The sequence below is a fragment of the Pyxidicoccus fallax genome (assembly GCF_012933655.1).
GTDB classification, from domain to species: Bacteria; Myxococcota; Myxococcia; order Myxococcales; family Myxococcaceae; genus Myxococcus; species Myxococcus fallax.
Window position 1 is genome coordinate 1 of sequence record NZ_JABBJJ010000047.1, and the last position, 14,990, is coordinate 14,990.

General features: G+C 68.9%; 13 protein-coding genes and 1 pseudogene. 8 read left to right on the forward strand and 6 right to left on the reverse strand.

Annotation, left to right across the window (positions count from 1 at the left end; all coding sequences use genetic code 11):
* The coding region (locus HG543_RS54460; RefSeq protein ID WP_211193897.1) for a hypothetical protein at nt 1–204 on the reverse strand (204 nt) is incomplete at its 3' end.
* A gap of 713 nt (nt 205–917) precedes the next feature.
* Nucleotides 918–1,841, reverse strand: coding sequence for a DNA-methyltransferase (locus HG543_RS12855; protein ID WP_169345030.1), 924 nt, complete (start codon nt 1,839–1,841; stop codon nt 918–920).
* A gap of 151 nt (nt 1,842–1,992) precedes the next feature.
* Between HG543_RS12855 and HG543_RS12860 the strand changes: the two genes are divergently transcribed.
* Together HG543_RS12860 and HG543_RS12865 are read left to right on the forward strand one after the other, a co-directional pair.
* Complete coding sequence (locus HG543_RS12860) at nt 1,993–3,963, forward strand: DNRLRE domain-containing protein (protein WP_169345031.1); 1,971 nt, start codon at nt 1,993–1,995, stop codon at nt 3,961–3,963.
* Between the two features lie 97 nt (nt 3,964–4,060).
* Nucleotides 4,061–4,690: a class I SAM-dependent methyltransferase gene (locus tag HG543_RS12865; RefSeq protein WP_246356983.1), complete on the forward strand. Its 630-nt coding sequence runs from the start codon at nt 4,061–4,063 to the stop codon at nt 4,688–4,690.
* Between the two features lie 18 nt (nt 4,691–4,708).
* On the opposite strand, the gene HG543_RS12870 is transcribed toward HG543_RS12865, so the two are convergent.
* Together HG543_RS12870 and HG543_RS12875 are read right to left on the reverse strand one after the other, a co-directional pair.
* Nucleotides 4,709–5,665, reverse strand: coding sequence for an alpha/beta fold hydrolase (locus HG543_RS12870; RefSeq protein ID WP_169345033.1), 957 nt, complete (start codon nt 5,663–5,665; stop codon nt 4,709–4,711).
* Nucleotides 5,658–6,113, reverse strand: a complete 456-nt coding sequence (locus HG543_RS12875; RefSeq protein WP_169345034.1) for an Rrf2 family transcriptional regulator — start codon at nt 6,111–6,113, stop codon at nt 5,658–5,660. The genes HG543_RS12870 and HG543_RS12875 overlap by 8 nt, the downstream gene beginning before the upstream one ends.
* Nucleotides 6,114–6,286: 173 nt before the next feature.
* Here HG543_RS12875 and HG543_RS55225 point away from each other — a divergent pair, with 173 nt between their 5' ends.
* The gene (locus HG543_RS55225; RefSeq protein ID WP_169345035.1) at nt 6,287–6,877 is read left to right on the forward strand and encodes a GNAT family N-acetyltransferase; all 591 of its coding nucleotides are present in this window, start codon (nt 6,287–6,289) and stop codon (nt 6,875–6,877) included.
* A gap of 124 nt (nt 6,878–7,001) precedes the next feature.
* On the opposite strand, the pseudogene HG543_RS56775 reads toward HG543_RS55225, so the two are convergent.
* A pseudogene (locus HG543_RS56775) lies at nt 7,002–7,361 on the reverse strand (helix-turn-helix domain-containing protein); the annotation flags it as partial.
* A 296-nt stretch (nt 7,362–7,657) separates the two neighbouring features.
* On the opposite strand from HG543_RS56775, the gene HG543_RS12890 reads away from it, so the two are divergent.
* From HG543_RS12890 to HG543_RS12900, 3 genes are all read left to right on the forward strand, one after another.
* Nucleotides 7,658–8,491: a TrmB family transcriptional regulator gene (locus tag HG543_RS12890; RefSeq protein ID WP_169345036.1), complete on the forward strand. Its 834-nt coding sequence runs from the start codon at nt 7,658–7,660 to the stop codon at nt 8,489–8,491.
* 223 nt (nt 8,492–8,714) lie between these two features.
* On the forward strand, nt 8,715–10,544 hold the full coding sequence (locus HG543_RS12895; RefSeq protein WP_169345037.1) for an aspartyl protease family protein: 1,830 nt from the start codon (nt 8,715–8,717) through the stop codon (nt 10,542–10,544).
* A 177-nt stretch (nt 10,545–10,721) separates the two neighbouring features.
* Nucleotides 10,722–11,639, forward strand: coding sequence for a Dam family site-specific DNA-(adenine-N6)-methyltransferase (locus HG543_RS12900; RefSeq protein ID WP_169345038.1), 918 nt, complete (start codon nt 10,722–10,724; stop codon nt 11,637–11,639).
* Between the two features lie 10 nt (nt 11,640–11,649).
* On the opposite strand, the gene HG543_RS12905 is transcribed toward HG543_RS12900, so the two are convergent.
* A complete protein-coding gene (locus tag HG543_RS12905) occupies nt 11,650–12,357 on the reverse strand; it encodes an HNH endonuclease (RefSeq protein ID WP_169345039.1) in 708 nt (235 codons plus the stop codon).
* A 54-nt stretch (nt 12,358–12,411) separates the two neighbouring features.
* On the opposite strand from HG543_RS12905, the gene HG543_RS12910 reads away from it, so the two are divergent.
* Together HG543_RS12910 and HG543_RS12915 are read left to right on the forward strand one after the other, a co-directional pair.
* On the forward strand, nt 12,412–12,789 hold the full coding sequence (locus HG543_RS12910; protein ID WP_169345040.1) for a hypothetical protein: 378 nt from the start codon (nt 12,412–12,414) through the stop codon (nt 12,787–12,789).
* Nucleotides 12,790–12,872: 83 nt separating this feature from the next.
* On the forward strand, nt 12,873–14,984 hold the full coding sequence (locus HG543_RS12915) for a WD40 repeat domain-containing protein (protein ID WP_169345041.1): 2,112 nt from the start codon (nt 12,873–12,875) through the stop codon (nt 14,982–14,984).
* Nucleotides 14,985–14,990: the final 6 nt, after the last annotated feature.

Genomic DNA, 14,990 nt, shown 5'->3' on the forward strand with positions numbered 1-14,990 from the left:
CCAGCTCCCTCTCGAAGTCCCCCAGGCGATTCGGCGGATGTCGCCCTCGGCCTCCTGGCGCACCTGCTGGGCGCAGCCCGCCTTGCTGTCATGGCGCCGGAAGCAGCTGCCCACCGACATCCTCCCCTCCCTCGCCTGTGCCTCGGCGCGCACATACCCATGGCCGCGCACGGACCGCTTCGCCGCCGACTCGCGCAGCGTCATCTCGTACAGGTCCTCCGAGGACCCTATCCCCTCCCAGCCCCCCGGCGCCGTCTTGCTGGAGGAATCATTCCTCCACGACGGCCCGTCTCGGGCGCCCCCCCTTGCTGGAGGAATCATTCCTCCACGACGGCGCGCCTCGGATGCGGCCTCGCCGGAGGAATCATTCCTCCACGACGACCCGCCTCGGGCGCCCCCTTGCTGGAGGAATCATTCCTCCACGACGGCCCGCCTCGGATGCGGCCTCGCTGGAGGAATCATTCCTCCACGACGACCCGCCTCGGATGCGGCCGCGCCGGAGGAATCCTTCCTCCACGACGGCCCTCCCTCCGGAGAGGGCTGACCTGCCAGGAAGGATGCGTCTCGCGCCAGGGAATGCCCTCTGGCAGCTCATCCGGTTGCGTGTCCTTCGGTCCATCCCTGGGGCCGAGGCGGGGGCTGACACGCGCGCGGACTCGGGAGTCACGCGGTGCCGCGGGACGACGCCTTGACCGCCATGGAGGCTGCGATGGGGCAGCTGGCACCACGCTCACGATGAGGGAGGGCGCCTCCGAGGACAGGAAGCTTCCCGCCTCGAACGAATCCGAGGCGCGGAAGATGCGCCCTGGAAACAGAAGGGGCGGCGCTGGAATGGCGAAGGGAGCCGCAGGCAATCCTCGCCGGCCTTACCGGACTTCCCTGAAGCAGGTTGGCGCCGGTACGCGGCTGGCGCGGGCTCACCCGGAGCTGGCGGCGGGAGAGTCACCGAACGGGGTTTGCTGGCCCTGGGACTCTGGTGGTGTCTCCTCCCGCAGGAAGCCGAGCCGCTCGTTGGACTTGCGCACCTGCTCGGGGTCGATCTCGAAGCCGAGATAGGAGCACCCGAGCTTGCGCGCGGCGATGCCCGTGGTGCCGGAGCCGGAGAAGGGGTCGAGCACGACGACGTCCGGCCCGGCCAGCCCGTAGGCGTCGATGCACCGGGACGGGAGCTCCTCGGGGAAGCGGGAGAAGTGCGTCGCGCCTCCGAGCCTCCCGCCGCCGAACTCCCAGACGCTCTTCACGGGAGGCAGGGTCCGGAACGCGTGGTCCTCCTGCTTCGCGAGCAGGTAGATGCTCTCGTGCCCGCGGTGGGGCCGGCGGCACCGTCCCTCCGGCATCGGATTGCGCTTCTTCCAGATGACCTCGCCGCGGAAGAGGTACCCGGCATCACAGAGGTCGAGCACCAGCCGATACGGGAGCGCGAGCAGGTTCCCATAGGAGAGCCACGGCGTCCCCTTGTCGAGGAACGCCTTCCGCTGCGCGCGGGGCTTCGTGTACGCGGAGTTCTCCGCCTTCAGCCCGCTCCTGCTCGGACCGAGCGTGCTGTAGCCGCGGTCATCCTGACGCCAATTGACGGGCGTGTTGTAGGCGTCGCCGATGTTGAGCCACAGCAGGCCCTGGGGCTTCAGCTTGTCGAGCAGGACGGTGAAGACGCGCGTCAGCGCGCGGAGGTACTCACGCGGGTCCGCCTCGACGCCCGTCCCCAGCGAGGTGCGCTGCCCCCAGTACGGAGGGCTGGTGACAATCACGTCGATGCTGCTGGCCGGCAGGTCCGCCGCGAGCTGAAGGCAGTCACCCTCGGCCACGTGATTCAAAGCGTAGGGACCAATCGTCCGGGTCATTGAGGAATTCTCCAGTGCCCCCGTCATCCCGTCCAGCGCCTCCCATTTGTGGAAAGTTTCAGTGACTGAACCCTCCGCAACCGCGCGGCGCGGGACGCGATAACCCAGCCTGCAACACGCTTTCCCATTTTCCCCCCGAAATGGAGTTGTCGTGCGATTGAGCAACTGGCTGTGGCCGCGCCGTCTGGCGCTGCTTCTCGTTCCCGGTGTCCTCGCCGCGTGTGGCGTCCCCGAGTCCTCCGACGGTGATTCCCCCCACACCGTCACGGAGCAGCAGCAGGGCGCGCTGGCCTCGGATGTGACGGTGTCCTTCCAGCAGGGTGTGTCTCCGAGTGCGAGCTATGCGGGTGTCACCGACACCTGGCTCCAGGAGAACCTGCCGTCCACCAACGTGGGCGCGGACGCCCTGCTGCGCATGGACCTCGACTACCCGGCGGGCAGCGGGCAGGCGGCCAACGCCCTGCTGCGCTTCGACCTGCGCGAGATTCCCGCGGGCGCGACGGTGCGCTCGGTGCAGCTCACCTTCCACGTGACGAACCGGACGGGCGGAGAGGGTTACTTCCTCTATACCGCCGGCCGTGCGTGGAACGAGGCCGAGGCCACCTGGGCCCGGGCGAGCGCGGCCAGCACGTGGAGCGCTCCCGGCGCGCGCGGCGCGACGGACCGGGGCTCGACGGTGCTGGGCACGCTGCTTCCCACCGTCACGGGCACCCATACGGTGACGCTCGGCGCGCAGGGCCTCGCCGCCGTCCAGCAGTGGGTGAACAACCCCACGAGCAACCACGGCTTCGTGCTGGACGCCCTCACGAACATGGACGGACTGGACCTTGCGTCCTCCGAGGCCGCCACGCTCGCGCAGCGGCCGCGGCTGACCGTCACGTACACGCCCGTCTTCGTCCACCCGGGCCTGCACGTCTCCCAGGCGCAGCTCGACTTCGTGAAGGCGAAGATCGCCGTGGGCGCGGAGCCGTGGGCCAGCCAGTTCGCCAACAAGCTGGTGAAGAGCAGCCACGCGAACACGGCCTGGGTCCCCAGGCCCGTGGAGACCATGCAGTGCGGTAACGCCGGCAGCACGGTGGACATCGGCTGCTACGACTCCCGGCAGGACGCGCTGAAGGCCTACACGCTCGCGCTGCTCTGGTACCACACGCGGGAGCAGCGCTACGCGGACGCGGCCATCCGGATTCTCGACGCGTACGCGGACACGCTGCAGACCATCCTCTACGTCGGCTCCGACAACAACACGCACAACGGTCCGCTCCAGGCGGCGTGGCTCGCGGAGCTGTTCCCCCGCTCGGCGGAAATCCTCCGCTACAGCGGCTCGGGCTGGCCCCGGGAGCGCGCCATCAAGTTCGGCGAGATGCTCAAGCGGGCGGTGCTGCCCCGCATCATCAACGGCTGGGCGGGCGGCGGCTCCAACTGGAACAACTCCATGACGAACGGCGTGATGAACATCGCCATCTACACGGATGACCGGGCGCTCTTCGAGAGGGCGCTCGGCATGTGGCGCGTGCACGTGAAGGAGACCGTCTACCTGACGACCGACGGCGCGGTGCCCATTCCCGCTCCGGACCAGCGCAACGCGGATGGGAGCTGGAAGTCCGGGGTGCTCCTGTCGACCTGGCGCGGGCAGACCGAGTTCGGCACCACGCGCGTGAATGGCATCAGCCTGGAGGCGTGCCGCGACTTCGGCCATGCGACGATGTCCATCGCCTCCCTGTCCCAGGCGGCGGAGACGGCGCTCATCCAGGGCGTGGACCTCTACTCCGGCCAGGAGGCGCGGCTCATCGCGGGCGCCGAGTTCATGGCGCGGTACATCGTGCCGCATGCCCCGGCCAACGGTGACGCGACCACCATCCCCGTCGAGTCGTGGCTATGCGCGCGTAGGAGCGAGTTCGTGAAGAAGAACGGCGTGCCGGTGCCGAACAACACCCTGGAGGTGCAGATCCTCCCGACGTGGGAAATCCTCTACAACCACTTCGTGACGCGGAAGGGCCGCTCCATGCCCTCGACGGCCGCGCTCCTCCCTCGCGTGCGCGGGGTCCGGCCGGCGACGGACCTGCAGATGTCGTGGGAGACGCTCACCCACGCGGGCGTGGGCTCGGTGGGACTGGAGCCGTAGAGCGGCGTGAGCCCCGGAGGGTCGTGTACCCTCCGGGGCGCGGTATCTGTCCCTGGTGAACGGAATGACTCTTTCTCGCGTGTGGATGTGTGTCGTGATGCTCGCGGCAGGCGGCTGTCGCTCCGAGGGAGGAGAGGGAAAGCGTCCCGAGCCCGCCCTGCCACCGGCCGAGGCCGCCGCGAAGGCGCCGCCCTCCGAGCTGCATGGCGTTGGCGGGGTCGAGGGCGAGCGGGCCGCGTATGACGAATCCCGCCAGCCCGCGAAGGTCATCGCCGCGCTCGGGCTCGCGCCGGGACAGCGGGTGGCGGATGTCGGGGCGGGGCTCGGGTACTTCATTCCGCGTCTGTCGGACGCGGTCGGCCCGGCGGGACAGGTGGTCGCGACCGACATCAATGACGAAGCCCTCGCGCGGCTCCGCGCGCGGATGGCCGAGCGGAAGAACGTCGTGGTGCGGAAGGTGGGGCCGGACGAGCCGGGCCTCGAACCCGGTGCGTACGACCTCATCCTCCTCTCCGAGGTGGACCACTTCCTCTCGGACCGCGTGGCCTACCTGACGAAGCTGCGCTCCGCCCTCACCCCGAATGGCCGCATCGCGGTGACGCACCTGCGGGCGCTCCGTCCGCCGCTGGTCGCCGCCGCCGAGGACGCCGGCTACTCCGTCGTGTCCGAGTACGAAGGACTGCCGAATCACTACCTGCTCTTGCTGCAACCCTCGTCCAGCCGCTGACCTTCGGGCTCGCGGCCCTCAGGCGGGCAGCTTCTTCAGGAAGGCCAGCAGCGCCGCGTTGACCTCCGCGGCGCGCTCCTGCTGGACCCAGTGTCCCGCGCCGGGGATGACCCGCACCTCCTCCAGGTTGGGCACCAGCGGCTTCATTGCGTCCACCGGCGCCATCGCTCTGGCCGGGTCCTTCTCTCCGATGAGGAAGAGCGCGGGCTGCTCGATTCGGGCCGTCGCCAGCTCGGGAAGCTCTTCCCAGTCCCGGTCCATGTTGCGGTAGCGGTTGAGCCCGCCCCGGAATCCACTGCCCTGGAGCTCCTTCACGAAGTACGCGACGTCCTCTTCCGTCAGCCAGTCCGGGAGCGTGCCCGGTGTTTCGAGGCCGGTGAGGAACCCGTCGCCCTTCTTCCGGGCCCTGATGACTTCGGCTGTCGTATCGAACCCGGGAACGCCGGCGAGAGTCGTGCGCACCGTCCTGGAGACGTCCGCTTCGAGCTCCGCCTCCGCGACGCCCGGTTCCTGGAAGTACAGGATGTAGAACCAGTGGTCGCCGAACATCCGCGCGAAGAGCTGCGTCGGCGGCATGGGCGGGCGGCCGAGATGCGGGACACTCATGCCCACGACGGCGCGGAAACGGTCCGGGTGGAGCGCGGCGCAGTTCCACGCCATCGCCGCTCCCCAGTCGTGGCCGACCACGACGGCCGTCTTCTCCCCGAGCGCATCGAGCAGGCCGGTCCAGTCGGCCAGGAGGTTCTTCATGCTGTACGCCTCGACGGGCCATGGCTTGTCGCTGCGGCCGTAGCCACGAACGTCCGGCGCGACCGCGTGGTAGCCGGCCTCCGCGAGCGCCCGGAGCTGATGGCGCCACGAGTACCAGGACTCCGGCCAGCCATGGAGGAGCAGCACGAGGGGGCCCTGGCCGGCCTCGGCGATGTGGAGGTGGATGCCGTTCGTCTGGACGGTGCGGTGCGTGATGTCAGCCATGGGGATGGGAGCCTTTCTTCGTGGAGCGAGCGTGGCTGCGTTGAACCTGCTTCCCGAGGTCCGCCACCGAGAGGCCCCGAAGCTGCTTCATGAAGAGCGCCTCGGCCTCGCCAAGCGCCTTGCCGAGGGCGCCATTCACGGCCTGCTCGACGAGACAGCCGGGACTCTCATGCCGGGGGCCGATGCTGAACACGGCGGGCGTTCCCAGGGCTTCGTACACATCCGCGAGCGTCACGGCGTCGAGCTTGCGCGCGAGCGACCACCCGCCGCCGTGGCCCTTCTCCGAACGCATGATGCCGGCCTTGCGCAGCCCGGCCATGGTCCGTCGCACCACCACGGGATTCGCCTCCATCAACCGCCCGATGGCTTCCGACGTCACCACGGGCCCCAGCTCCTCCATGTGGAGGAGCACGTGCAGTGCCACGGAGAGCCGGCTGTCGCGTCTCATGCCACTTTATATGTTACGTGAATGGCCGGACGTCAACGTGAAGTCGCGGGCGTGGGGCGGTTCGGCGCCTGACCGGAAGCTCCGCGCTCGGGAGTGGCGTGGGTGGAACGAGGATGTGCGTACTATCGGAGTCGTGCGCCGGTCCCGGACCGGGCGAAGACCTTGGAGGCACCATGAGCGAGTGGTCACACATCCCCATCCTGGAGGGCCGCCACGTGCGGCTGGAGCCCTTGCGCGTCGAGCACGTGGAGGCCCTGAGCCTCGCCGTCACCGACGGGAAGCTGTGGGACTGCTGGTACACCAGCGTGCCGCGCCCGGAGGGCATGGCGGGCTACGTGGAGACGGCGCTCGCCATGAAGGAGCGCGGTCAGGCGCTCCCCTTCGTCGTGCGCGACGCGGGCGGAGAGGTGGTCGGCAGCACGCGCCTGTACCAGCTCGACCCCCAGACGCCCCGCCTGAGCATCGGCTACACCTGGTATGCGAAGCGCGTGCAGCGCACGGGGCTGAACACCGAGGCCAAGCTGCTGCTGCTCACCCACGCCTTCGAGAAGCTGAAGTGCGCGGCGGTGGGTTTCGAGACGAGCTGGTTCAACCACGCCTCGCGCACGGCCATTGCCCGGCTTGGCGCCAAACAGGACGGCGTCCTCCGCAACCACCTGCGCCACTCGGACGGCAGCCTGCGGGACACCGTGGTGTTCTCCATCCTGGAGGCGGAGTGGCCGGCCGTGAGGCGGCACCTGCGCGCGAAGCTGGAGGTTGGCTAGCCCCTTCAGGAAGGTCGGGTAGGGCCCTGACGTGTCTGCCTCGGGGAGGGAGGGCTGCAACCGCGTGGTGCACGATGCGGCGGATGTCGCCCTCCACCCACTGGCGCACCTGCTGGGCGAAGCCCGCCTTGCTGCCGTATTGCCGGTAGAAGCTGCCCACCGACATTCCCCCCGCCCTCGCCAGCTCCTCGGCGCGCACGTGGCCGTAGCCGCGCTGGGCCAGCACCACCGCCGACTCGCGCAGCGTCATCTCGTCCGGATTCTCCGAGTGCCAGAAAATCATCGTCCCCCTCTCCCCTCTCCCTGCCCCCTGGGCCGACCTGCCGCTGGAGGAATCATTCCTCCACGACGACTCTTCTACCGGAGGGGGCTGACATGCCAGGGAGGATGGGTCCGCGTACGGTGAGGACCTGGCAGGTCCTCTCGAAGGGCACCAGCCTCCATGCTCACGACGGGCGAGGAAGCCTCCGGCGCAAGAGCCCATCCGTGGCCTGGGCTGCTCACGGACACTCGATGGGCCGGTGGGCTTCGCTTTCGGCCACCGGAATCCGCACCTCCACCTCCGGCGCCCTTTCGGGAGTTTCCGCGGGGACGACAGGGTGGGCTTCACGTCCGTGTTCTTCTTCGTACGGTTCACTCCGACGCATCCGGGGCGAGGAAGTGCGCCTTGCGGAGAGAACGGGGCGCTGGGATGGCGAAGATAGGGGGCGCACACGCCCCTCGAAGCAGTCTGGCACCGTCGGCTTGACTGTTATTAGTGCATGGTAATAACAACGCCCCATGGATGCGGATGAGGGGCTCGTGGCCCTTGGCTTCACCGAGGTGGAGGCGCGGGTCTACTGCGAGCTGCTCAAGGGGGCGGTGCCCGCCACCGGGTACCGGCTCGCGCAGGCGCTGGGGAAGGCGCCGCCGAGCATCTACCAGGCGCTCGCCTCGCTGGAGCACAAGGGGGCGGTGCTGGTGGAGGAAGGCGAGCCTCGCTCGTTCCGGGCGGTGCCTCCGGAGGAGGTGCTCACCGCGCTCCAGCGGGGGTTCGAGCAGCGCAAGCGCTCGGCCGCGGACGCGCTGCGCAAGCTCCACGCGCCCGCCCAGGATGACCGCATCTACCACCTGAAGAGCGCCGCCCAGGTGATGGAGCGCGCGCGGACGATGGTCTCCGGCGCGAAGGAGCTGGTGCTCTTCGACCTCTTCCCTCCTCCGCTCACGTCCCTTGCTCCCGTGCTCACGGAGGCCAGTGCCCGGGACGTCGCCGTCGCGGGAATCGTCTACGCGGAGCCTCCGCGGGTGCCCTTCACATGCGTGCGCTCGCAGGACGCGGACTTCGTGCGGGAGCGGTGGCCGGGCGCGCAGCTCACGCTCGTCGTCGATGCGCGCGAGTTCCTGGTGGCGCTGCTCACTCCGGACGGCACCGGCGTCAAGCAGGCCATCTGGAGCGACAGCGTCTATCTGTCCTGCCTGCAGCACAGCGGGCTGTCCGCGGAGATTCGGCTGCACGCGCCACAGGCGGCGCGCACGCGGATGGGGCGCGCCTTCTCCCTCATCGGCGCGAGCCCGCCGGGGCTGCGCCAGCTCGTGGGAACGCCCTCCTCTTCCAAGCGCGGAGACACCGAATGAGGGGGCCCATCCCGAGGCTGCCAGGCCTGTCCCTCGTGCTCGCTCCCACATGCAAGCCAGGCGCGGAGACACCGAATGAGCGTCTTCATCCCGATGCCGCCGAGCCCGTCGCTCGTGCTCGCTCCCACGTCCAGGCGCGGAGACACCAAATGAGGCTGCTCACCCGGATTGTGTTGGGACCGCCCTTCATGCTCGCTCGCACGTTTACCCGCGGAGACACCGAATGAGATTGCTCACCTCGATTGTGCTGGGACTCGCCCTCGTGCTCGCTCCCGCCTCCGCCCGCGCGGACGCGCTGAAGCCGCTCATCGAGCGTCACCTCGCGTGGCGCGGCGGAGATGCCTATGCGCGCCTGGAGAGCGCCCACGCCCGGGGCACGACGGCGACGGGCGGGCTTCGGGGTACGTGGGAGTCGTGGCGCCACCGGGACGGGCGTCTCCGCGTTGACACCGACCTCGGCGTGCTGAAGAGCGCGCTGGCTGTCGTCCCCCAGGGGAGCTGGAAGCTCAACGCGAGCGGCCAGGTCGAGGACGCCGCGCCCACCGACGTGCGGGATGCGCGGCACCGGGTGGCGCTCGACTTCGGCACGGCGCTGCGCGGGCGTGACGGAGCGAAGCTCGCGCTCCTGCCCGACGAGGCGCGCGACGGCCGCACCTGGAAGGTGGTGCGCGTCACCTTCGGCGACGAGGACCTCTATGACCTGTTCCTCGACGGCACCGAGGGCGCCCTGCATGGCCTCCGCATCCGCGAGGACAACGAGACGCGCTTCGTGCGGCTGGGCGACTGGCGGCGGGTACAGGACGTGCGCATGCCCTTCCTGGAGGAGGTGCTCACCGACAACCCGGACAGCGACGAGCGCACGGTGGTGGAGACGCTGGAGCTGAACGTGCCGCTGCCTCCCTCGCTCTTCGCTCGGCCCGAGGTGGCGCGCCGGGCCAGCTTCGCGGAGGGCCGGAAGAGCACCGGCTTCATCCCCTTCGAGTTCTTCAACGAGAACCGCGTCTTCATCCCGGCCCGGGTGAATGGCCGGGAGACGCAGGTGCTGCTGGACAGCGGGGCCGAGATGACCGTGGTCGACCCCGCCTACGCCCGTGAGCTGGGGCTGAAGGCCGAGGGGCAGCTGGCGGCGGTGGGCAGCGGTGGGCAGGCGCAGGCGCAGCTCGCCGGCGGAGTGGACATCACCATCGGCCACCTGAAGCTGAGCGGGCTGACGGTCGCCATCATCGACCTGGCCGAGGTGGCGAAGCGCATCGGCCATCCGCTGCCGGTCATCCTGGGCAAGGAGGCCTTCAATCAGCTCGTCGTGGACGTGGACTTCCCCAACAGGAAGGTCGCCTTCCACGAGGCCTCGGCCTTCAAGGCCCCGCCGGGCGCGGTGCGCCTCCCGGTGGTGGAGTCGGCGGGCGGGCAGCGCACCGTGCAGCTCTCCATCGAGGGGCGGCCGCCCATCCCGGTGCTCTTCGACGTGGGCAATGGCGGGGCGCTGTCGCTCTTCCCCTCGTACTGGCAGAAGGCGGGGCTGCTGGAGAAGCGGCGCAGCTCCAAGACGCTGTCCGGCGCGGTGGGCGGGCTGAAGGAGCGCGACGTGGCGACGCTCAAGCGCATCCAGCTGGCGGGCTTCACGCTGCGGGACGTGCCCACCGTGTTCGACGAGGTGGGCAACTCCGTCTCCGCCTCGGACCGCATCCTCGGCAACCTCGGCCTCGCGGTGCTCGGCCGCTTCCGGATGGTGACGGACTATGCGAACGACACGCTGCTGCTGGTGCCGGATGCGCGCGCCCTGCGCCAGCCCTTCCGCAAGGACCGCTCCGGGCTCATCACCTTCTCCGGCGAGGGACGGCTCGAGGTGAAGCTCGTGGCGCCCGGGAGCCCGGCGGCCACCGCGGGCTGGCGGGTGGGCGAGGAAATCGTCGCCATCGACGGCCAGAAGATTGGCCCGGACTACGAGGGCACCGAACTCGCGCGCTGGCGTTCCCGGCCCGCCGGGCAGACGGTGGTGCTCACAATGAAGGACGGCAGCGAGCGCCGGCTCACCTTGCGGGACTATTACTAAGGGTGGGCTTCATTCCACACCCCAGGAGTTCAGTGAAGCAATCCGGGGCCGGCTCCCTCGAGTGGGGGGCAGTGTGGGGCGGGCCCCGACCGGGCACTGGAATGGCCGTGTTTTTGGACGGTCTGTCGTCATTCGGCGAGACTCCCGAGGCGAGGAGCCGTAGTAGTTCAGGGAGCCATGGCCGAGATCCCGCATCCGATTCCCTATCAGGGCAGCAAGCGACGACTGGCCCCCATCATCCTGGAGTACCTGCCCGACGACCTCGAAACGCTCTACGAGCCCTTCTGCGGCTCGGCGGCGGTCAGCCTCGCGGTGGCGCGTGCGAAGAAGGCACGGCGCATCGAGCTCAACGACAGCCTGGAGCCGCTCACGAAGCTCTGGAGCAACATCATCGCGTCGCCCGAGGCGGTCGCCGATGAGTACGAGAAGATCTGGCACGCCCAGCACGACGACCCGAGGGCCTACTTCGACCACGTGCGTGATGACTTCAACCGGGACCGGGACCCCACGAAGCTGTTGTTCCTCCTCGCCCGTTGCGTGAAGAACTCCGTGCGCTTCAACGCCGCCGGAGAGTTCAACCAGTCGCCGGACAAGCGTCGCGTCGGTACCCGCCCGGAGCGGATGCGCCAGAACATCCTCGGCGCGTCCCAGCTCCTCAAGGGGCGTTCGGTGGTCACGTGCGGTGACTACGTGAAGGCACTCGAGCGGGCCACACGCAAAGACGTCGTCTACATGGACCCGCCCTACCAGGGCACCAGTGGTGCTCGCGACCAGCGCTACCACCAGCAACTCGATCGCGAGCGCTTCATCAGCGACCTCGACCGCCATATCCGCCGTGGCGTGAGGGTCATCATCAGCTTCGACGGCCGCAGCGGTGACCGAACGTACGGCCCGGAGCTTCCGTCCAGCCTCGGCCTGACGAAAATCGAGGTTCACGCGGGGCGTTCGTCGCAGGCCACCCTGAATGGCGAGGAGGCGAACACCTTCGAGTCGCTGTACGTGTCTCCCAAGCTCCTACGGGGTGAGCAGCGTCATCGGAACATGCGCTCCATCAAGGAGACATCCCAACAGCAGCTCCCCGGGCTCACGGGATAGGTCCGTGGCTCTAGCCTGATTGCGAGAGCCAGGCCTTGATGGCCGCCGCGATGTCCACGCCTTGCTCCGCGGCGTGCCTGGCAAGCTCGTCGAAACGACGGATTTCCTCTGGACCTTCGAAGACCAGCGAGACCCTCCGCTCCGCCCGGGTCGCGACATGCTGATAGTTCGAAGGGGACGCCCAGAAGCATCCCCGGCAGGTCTCTTCCACGCGTGCCGTCCAGTTGGGACAGTGCTCGCAGGCCCACGACTTCGAGCGCTGACAGGAACGACAGAGCAGCATGTACCCTTCCGTGGAACCAGGCTCGCCTCCGACGCGGAACGGCACGCGATGGTCGACTTGAAGCTCGCTTGCTGGATAGGGGTGAAGACAGGCAGCGCAGCGCTCTCCATCGCGCTCCACCAGCAGACTCCGCACCTTCTTCGGAATCGTGGAACGTCCACCGATTCTTCCGTCGACGATTTGGGATGGATCCCCGAAGGAGTACACCGCCATCGGGCGATGGGTCTTCGGGCTCTTCACCATCGTCGTGACCAGCGGAATTCCCGCGTCACGAACGTCAGCGGCTGCTCGGGCTGCGTGTGCATATCCCTCGGCCGTGAGCTCCTCCATTGTCACGCTCCCGCGAGCAATGATGAGTTCCACGAGCAGGCGGGCGCGTTTCGTCAGATGCTTCGCGCTCTCAAGAATGCGCGGATCAATGGATGTGGGTGACACGACATCGTGTACCCTACAGCGCACGCGAACCGCGGCACAACGGCGACTCCCACCATGAGCATGATTGTCCGCGGCTTCGAGCAGCTCCCCCCGAGAATCCAGGACGTCTTGAGGGTGCGGGGCGTGGGGCCCGGGGAGTTCGTGCTCGGGCTGAAGAGCAGCTACAAGCCCAACGCGACGATTCCCATCCTCTGGTTCATCGTGACGGCCGAGCACCTGCTCCTGTGCAACACACACAAGACGCGGGGGCTGTGGAAGGAGATGTCGGGACAGGAGCTGACGGCCTTCGAGCTGCGGCGCTCGTCGCTCGGCAAGCCCTACTTCGTGCTCCCCGACAGCGAGGGAACCGTGTACCTCACGCTCCCAGATGAGACTCCCCCGGAAGACCTGGATGCCCTGACGCGCGAGTTCGCGCGCCTGCACCAGCGCTGAGGTCCCCCAGGTGACGGGCGGCCCCCGAAGCTGGGAGACTCAGCGCGCTCGGCACGTAGCTGGGCATGGTGGGTGGAGTTCTCGTGGGTCCGTCTCGTCTGTGGTTGCTGGTGCTTCTCGTCACCCTCGCGGGCTGCAAGTCCGAGCAGGAGCGCCATCTCGAAGCGCTGGAAGCCGACTGGCGGCGGACGAGCGGGAATGTTCCCGCCGGGGACGCCGAGCGGGTCGCGCACTTCGAGGCGTTCCTCCAGCGCTTCCCCGCGCAGCACCCGCATGGCAACCCCCACGCGGCGCAGGCGCGGCAACAGCTCGAGGAGGCCCGGACGCAGCTTCGGGAGCGGCTGGCGGCGGAGGAGCAGCGCAGGCGGCTCGCCGAGAGTGTCCGGCCCGTCATCGAGGAGGCCCTCTTCCTCCTGGCCGGGCGAATCGAGGACATCTGGCGCGATACCCACGTGGCGCGGCTGGAGCACGCGGGCGTGCACCTCGTCACCCGCGGCACCTTCATGGAGCGGGCGTGGATGCGGCTCAAGGGCCCGCCGCTCACGGCGCTGCGCAAGACCCTGGGCGCCAGCATCTACGACACCACGAAGAAGCGGTATGACCCGGACGCGCTCGCGAAGTTCCTCGACGTGGCCTGGCTGCCGCCGGACACCCCCCTGCTGGGGACGCTCACGCAGAAGCTCTACCCCGTCTTCCGCCGCCGGCTGCGCTACGAGCTGCTCCTATACACCTCGCTCGCGAAGAACTATGCGCCGCGGCGCGAGGAGCTCGAGAAGGACTTCGGTCTGCTCCAGCTCCTTCAGCGCAACCACCGCCTGGGCGACCCCGTGTCCTACTGGGCGGAGGTGCGGCACCGGGGCGAGAAGGACCGCCGGCTCTTCTACGGGTACCTGTACTACCGCCAGAACGTCGACGGACTGATGGGCATCGCCCCCGGCGAGGTGGACCACCTGGACGTGGGCTTCTGGGTGCGGCGCTTCGAGGATGGCACGGCCCGGATGCTCGGCGACTTCCTGCGCAAGGTGGCCCAGGCCTACGACGCCGCGTGGCTCGCGTCCGTGGATGCCGGGGCCTTCAAGCCCTTCATGGCGGAGAAGGCGTGGATCCACTCCGAGTACAGCCCGTGGCGCGACGCGTCCCAGATCCGGTACCACAAGACCTGGCCCAAGGGTGACGGCATCGAGCACATGCTTGGGGAGGACCCCGAGCCCACGTTCATCACCCACCACAAGCTCGTGCGCTTCGACCCACCGGAGCCGCCCGAGGAGTTCCACGACACCACGACGGGAGACCGGCTGCTGCGCCTTCCGACGGAGCTTCGCTCCATCTTCCAGGGCCCCGAGCCGCGACAGCTCGTGGGATTGATGAAGGACTCCAAGGTCTTCGAGCTGGACCCCACCAGCCTGGAGCAGCGCTCCAAGCTCTCCAACCACTATGAGCTGGAGATAACGGGGGTGTTGGCCATGTCACCCGACGGAGGCTTCCTCGTCGCGGGCGCGCGACGCTGGAACAATGGGGACTCGTCTCCCCGGGTCGTCATCGAGAACATGAGGAACGGGGCGCGCGAGGAGGAGATGTACCAATCCCTGACGGCCACCACGCTGGCGACGAGCGAGAAGGCCGCCATCGTCGCCGGGCAGGCCGGTGACGAGACGGAGGTCCGCTTCCGCATCCAGCCTGAGCGCGAGCGGCTCCTCTTGAAGACGCGAGGCCCGCTCGCGCTCCACCCCACCCTCCCCCTGCTCGTCTCCGGTGAGCAGGCCACCGAGCTGTGGGACCTGGACACGGGCACCCTGGTGCAGACGTTCCGCGAGGAGACGCCCGTGAAGCAGCGGGCCTTCGACGCGTCCGGAAGGTACCTCTCGTCGTTCGGAGCCAAGGCGGTGTACCTGGACACGTTCGACGCGGAGGCACGGAAGCTCGTCGCCGGGAAGAAGCTCGCGGCGGGCACGCCGACCGGGCAGTGGCTGCCCGGAGCGCAGGGGCACCTGTTGGTGCACGACGGGAGCGTGGCCCGGGTCGTGGACGCGGGTTCCGGTGAGACGGTGGGCCGGTCCGTGCGGGCCCTCGGCGTCCTGGGCACCTTCCATGACGGCAAGGCGCTGCTCCGCGGCCTCAACGGCTCGGACGCCTTCGTGTGGTCCTTCGAGTTGCCGCCGCCTCCCGAGGCCGAGGTCGCGGACTCGGAGGAGTGAGGCACG

What these genes read in the sequence shown, in the direction of transcription:
- HG543_RS12855 (WP_169345030.1), bottom strand. Translation starts at nt 1,841, where the DNA reads ATGACCCGGACGATTGGTCCCTACGCTTTGAATCACGTGGCCGAGGGT.
- HG543_RS12865 (WP_246356983.1), top strand. Translation starts at nt 4,061, where the DNA reads ATGCTCGCGGCAGGCGGCTGTCGCTCCGAGGGAGGAGAGGGAAAGCGT.
- HG543_RS12870 (WP_169345033.1), bottom strand. Translation starts at nt 5,665, where the DNA reads ATGGCTGACATCACGCACCGCACCGTCCAGACGAACGGCATCCACCTC.
- HG543_RS12875 (WP_169345034.1), bottom strand. Translation starts at nt 6,113, where the DNA reads ATGAGACGCGACAGCCGGCTCTCCGTGGCACTGCACGTGCTCCTCCAC.
- HG543_RS55225 (WP_169345035.1), top strand. Translation starts at nt 6,287, where the DNA reads ATGAGCGAGTGGTCACACATCCCCATCCTGGAGGGCCGCCACGTGCGG.
- HG543_RS12890 (WP_169345036.1), top strand. Translation starts at nt 7,658, where the DNA reads ATGGATGCGGATGAGGGGCTCGTGGCCCTTGGCTTCACCGAGGTGGAG.
- HG543_RS12895 (WP_169345037.1), top strand. Translation starts at nt 8,715, where the DNA reads ATGAGATTGCTCACCTCGATTGTGCTGGGACTCGCCCTCGTGCTCGCT.
- HG543_RS12900 (WP_169345038.1), top strand. Translation starts at nt 10,722, where the DNA reads ATGGCCGAGATCCCGCATCCGATTCCCTATCAGGGCAGCAAGCGACGA.
- HG543_RS12910 (WP_169345040.1), top strand. Translation starts at nt 12,412, where the DNA reads ATGAGCATGATTGTCCGCGGCTTCGAGCAGCTCCCCCCGAGAATCCAG.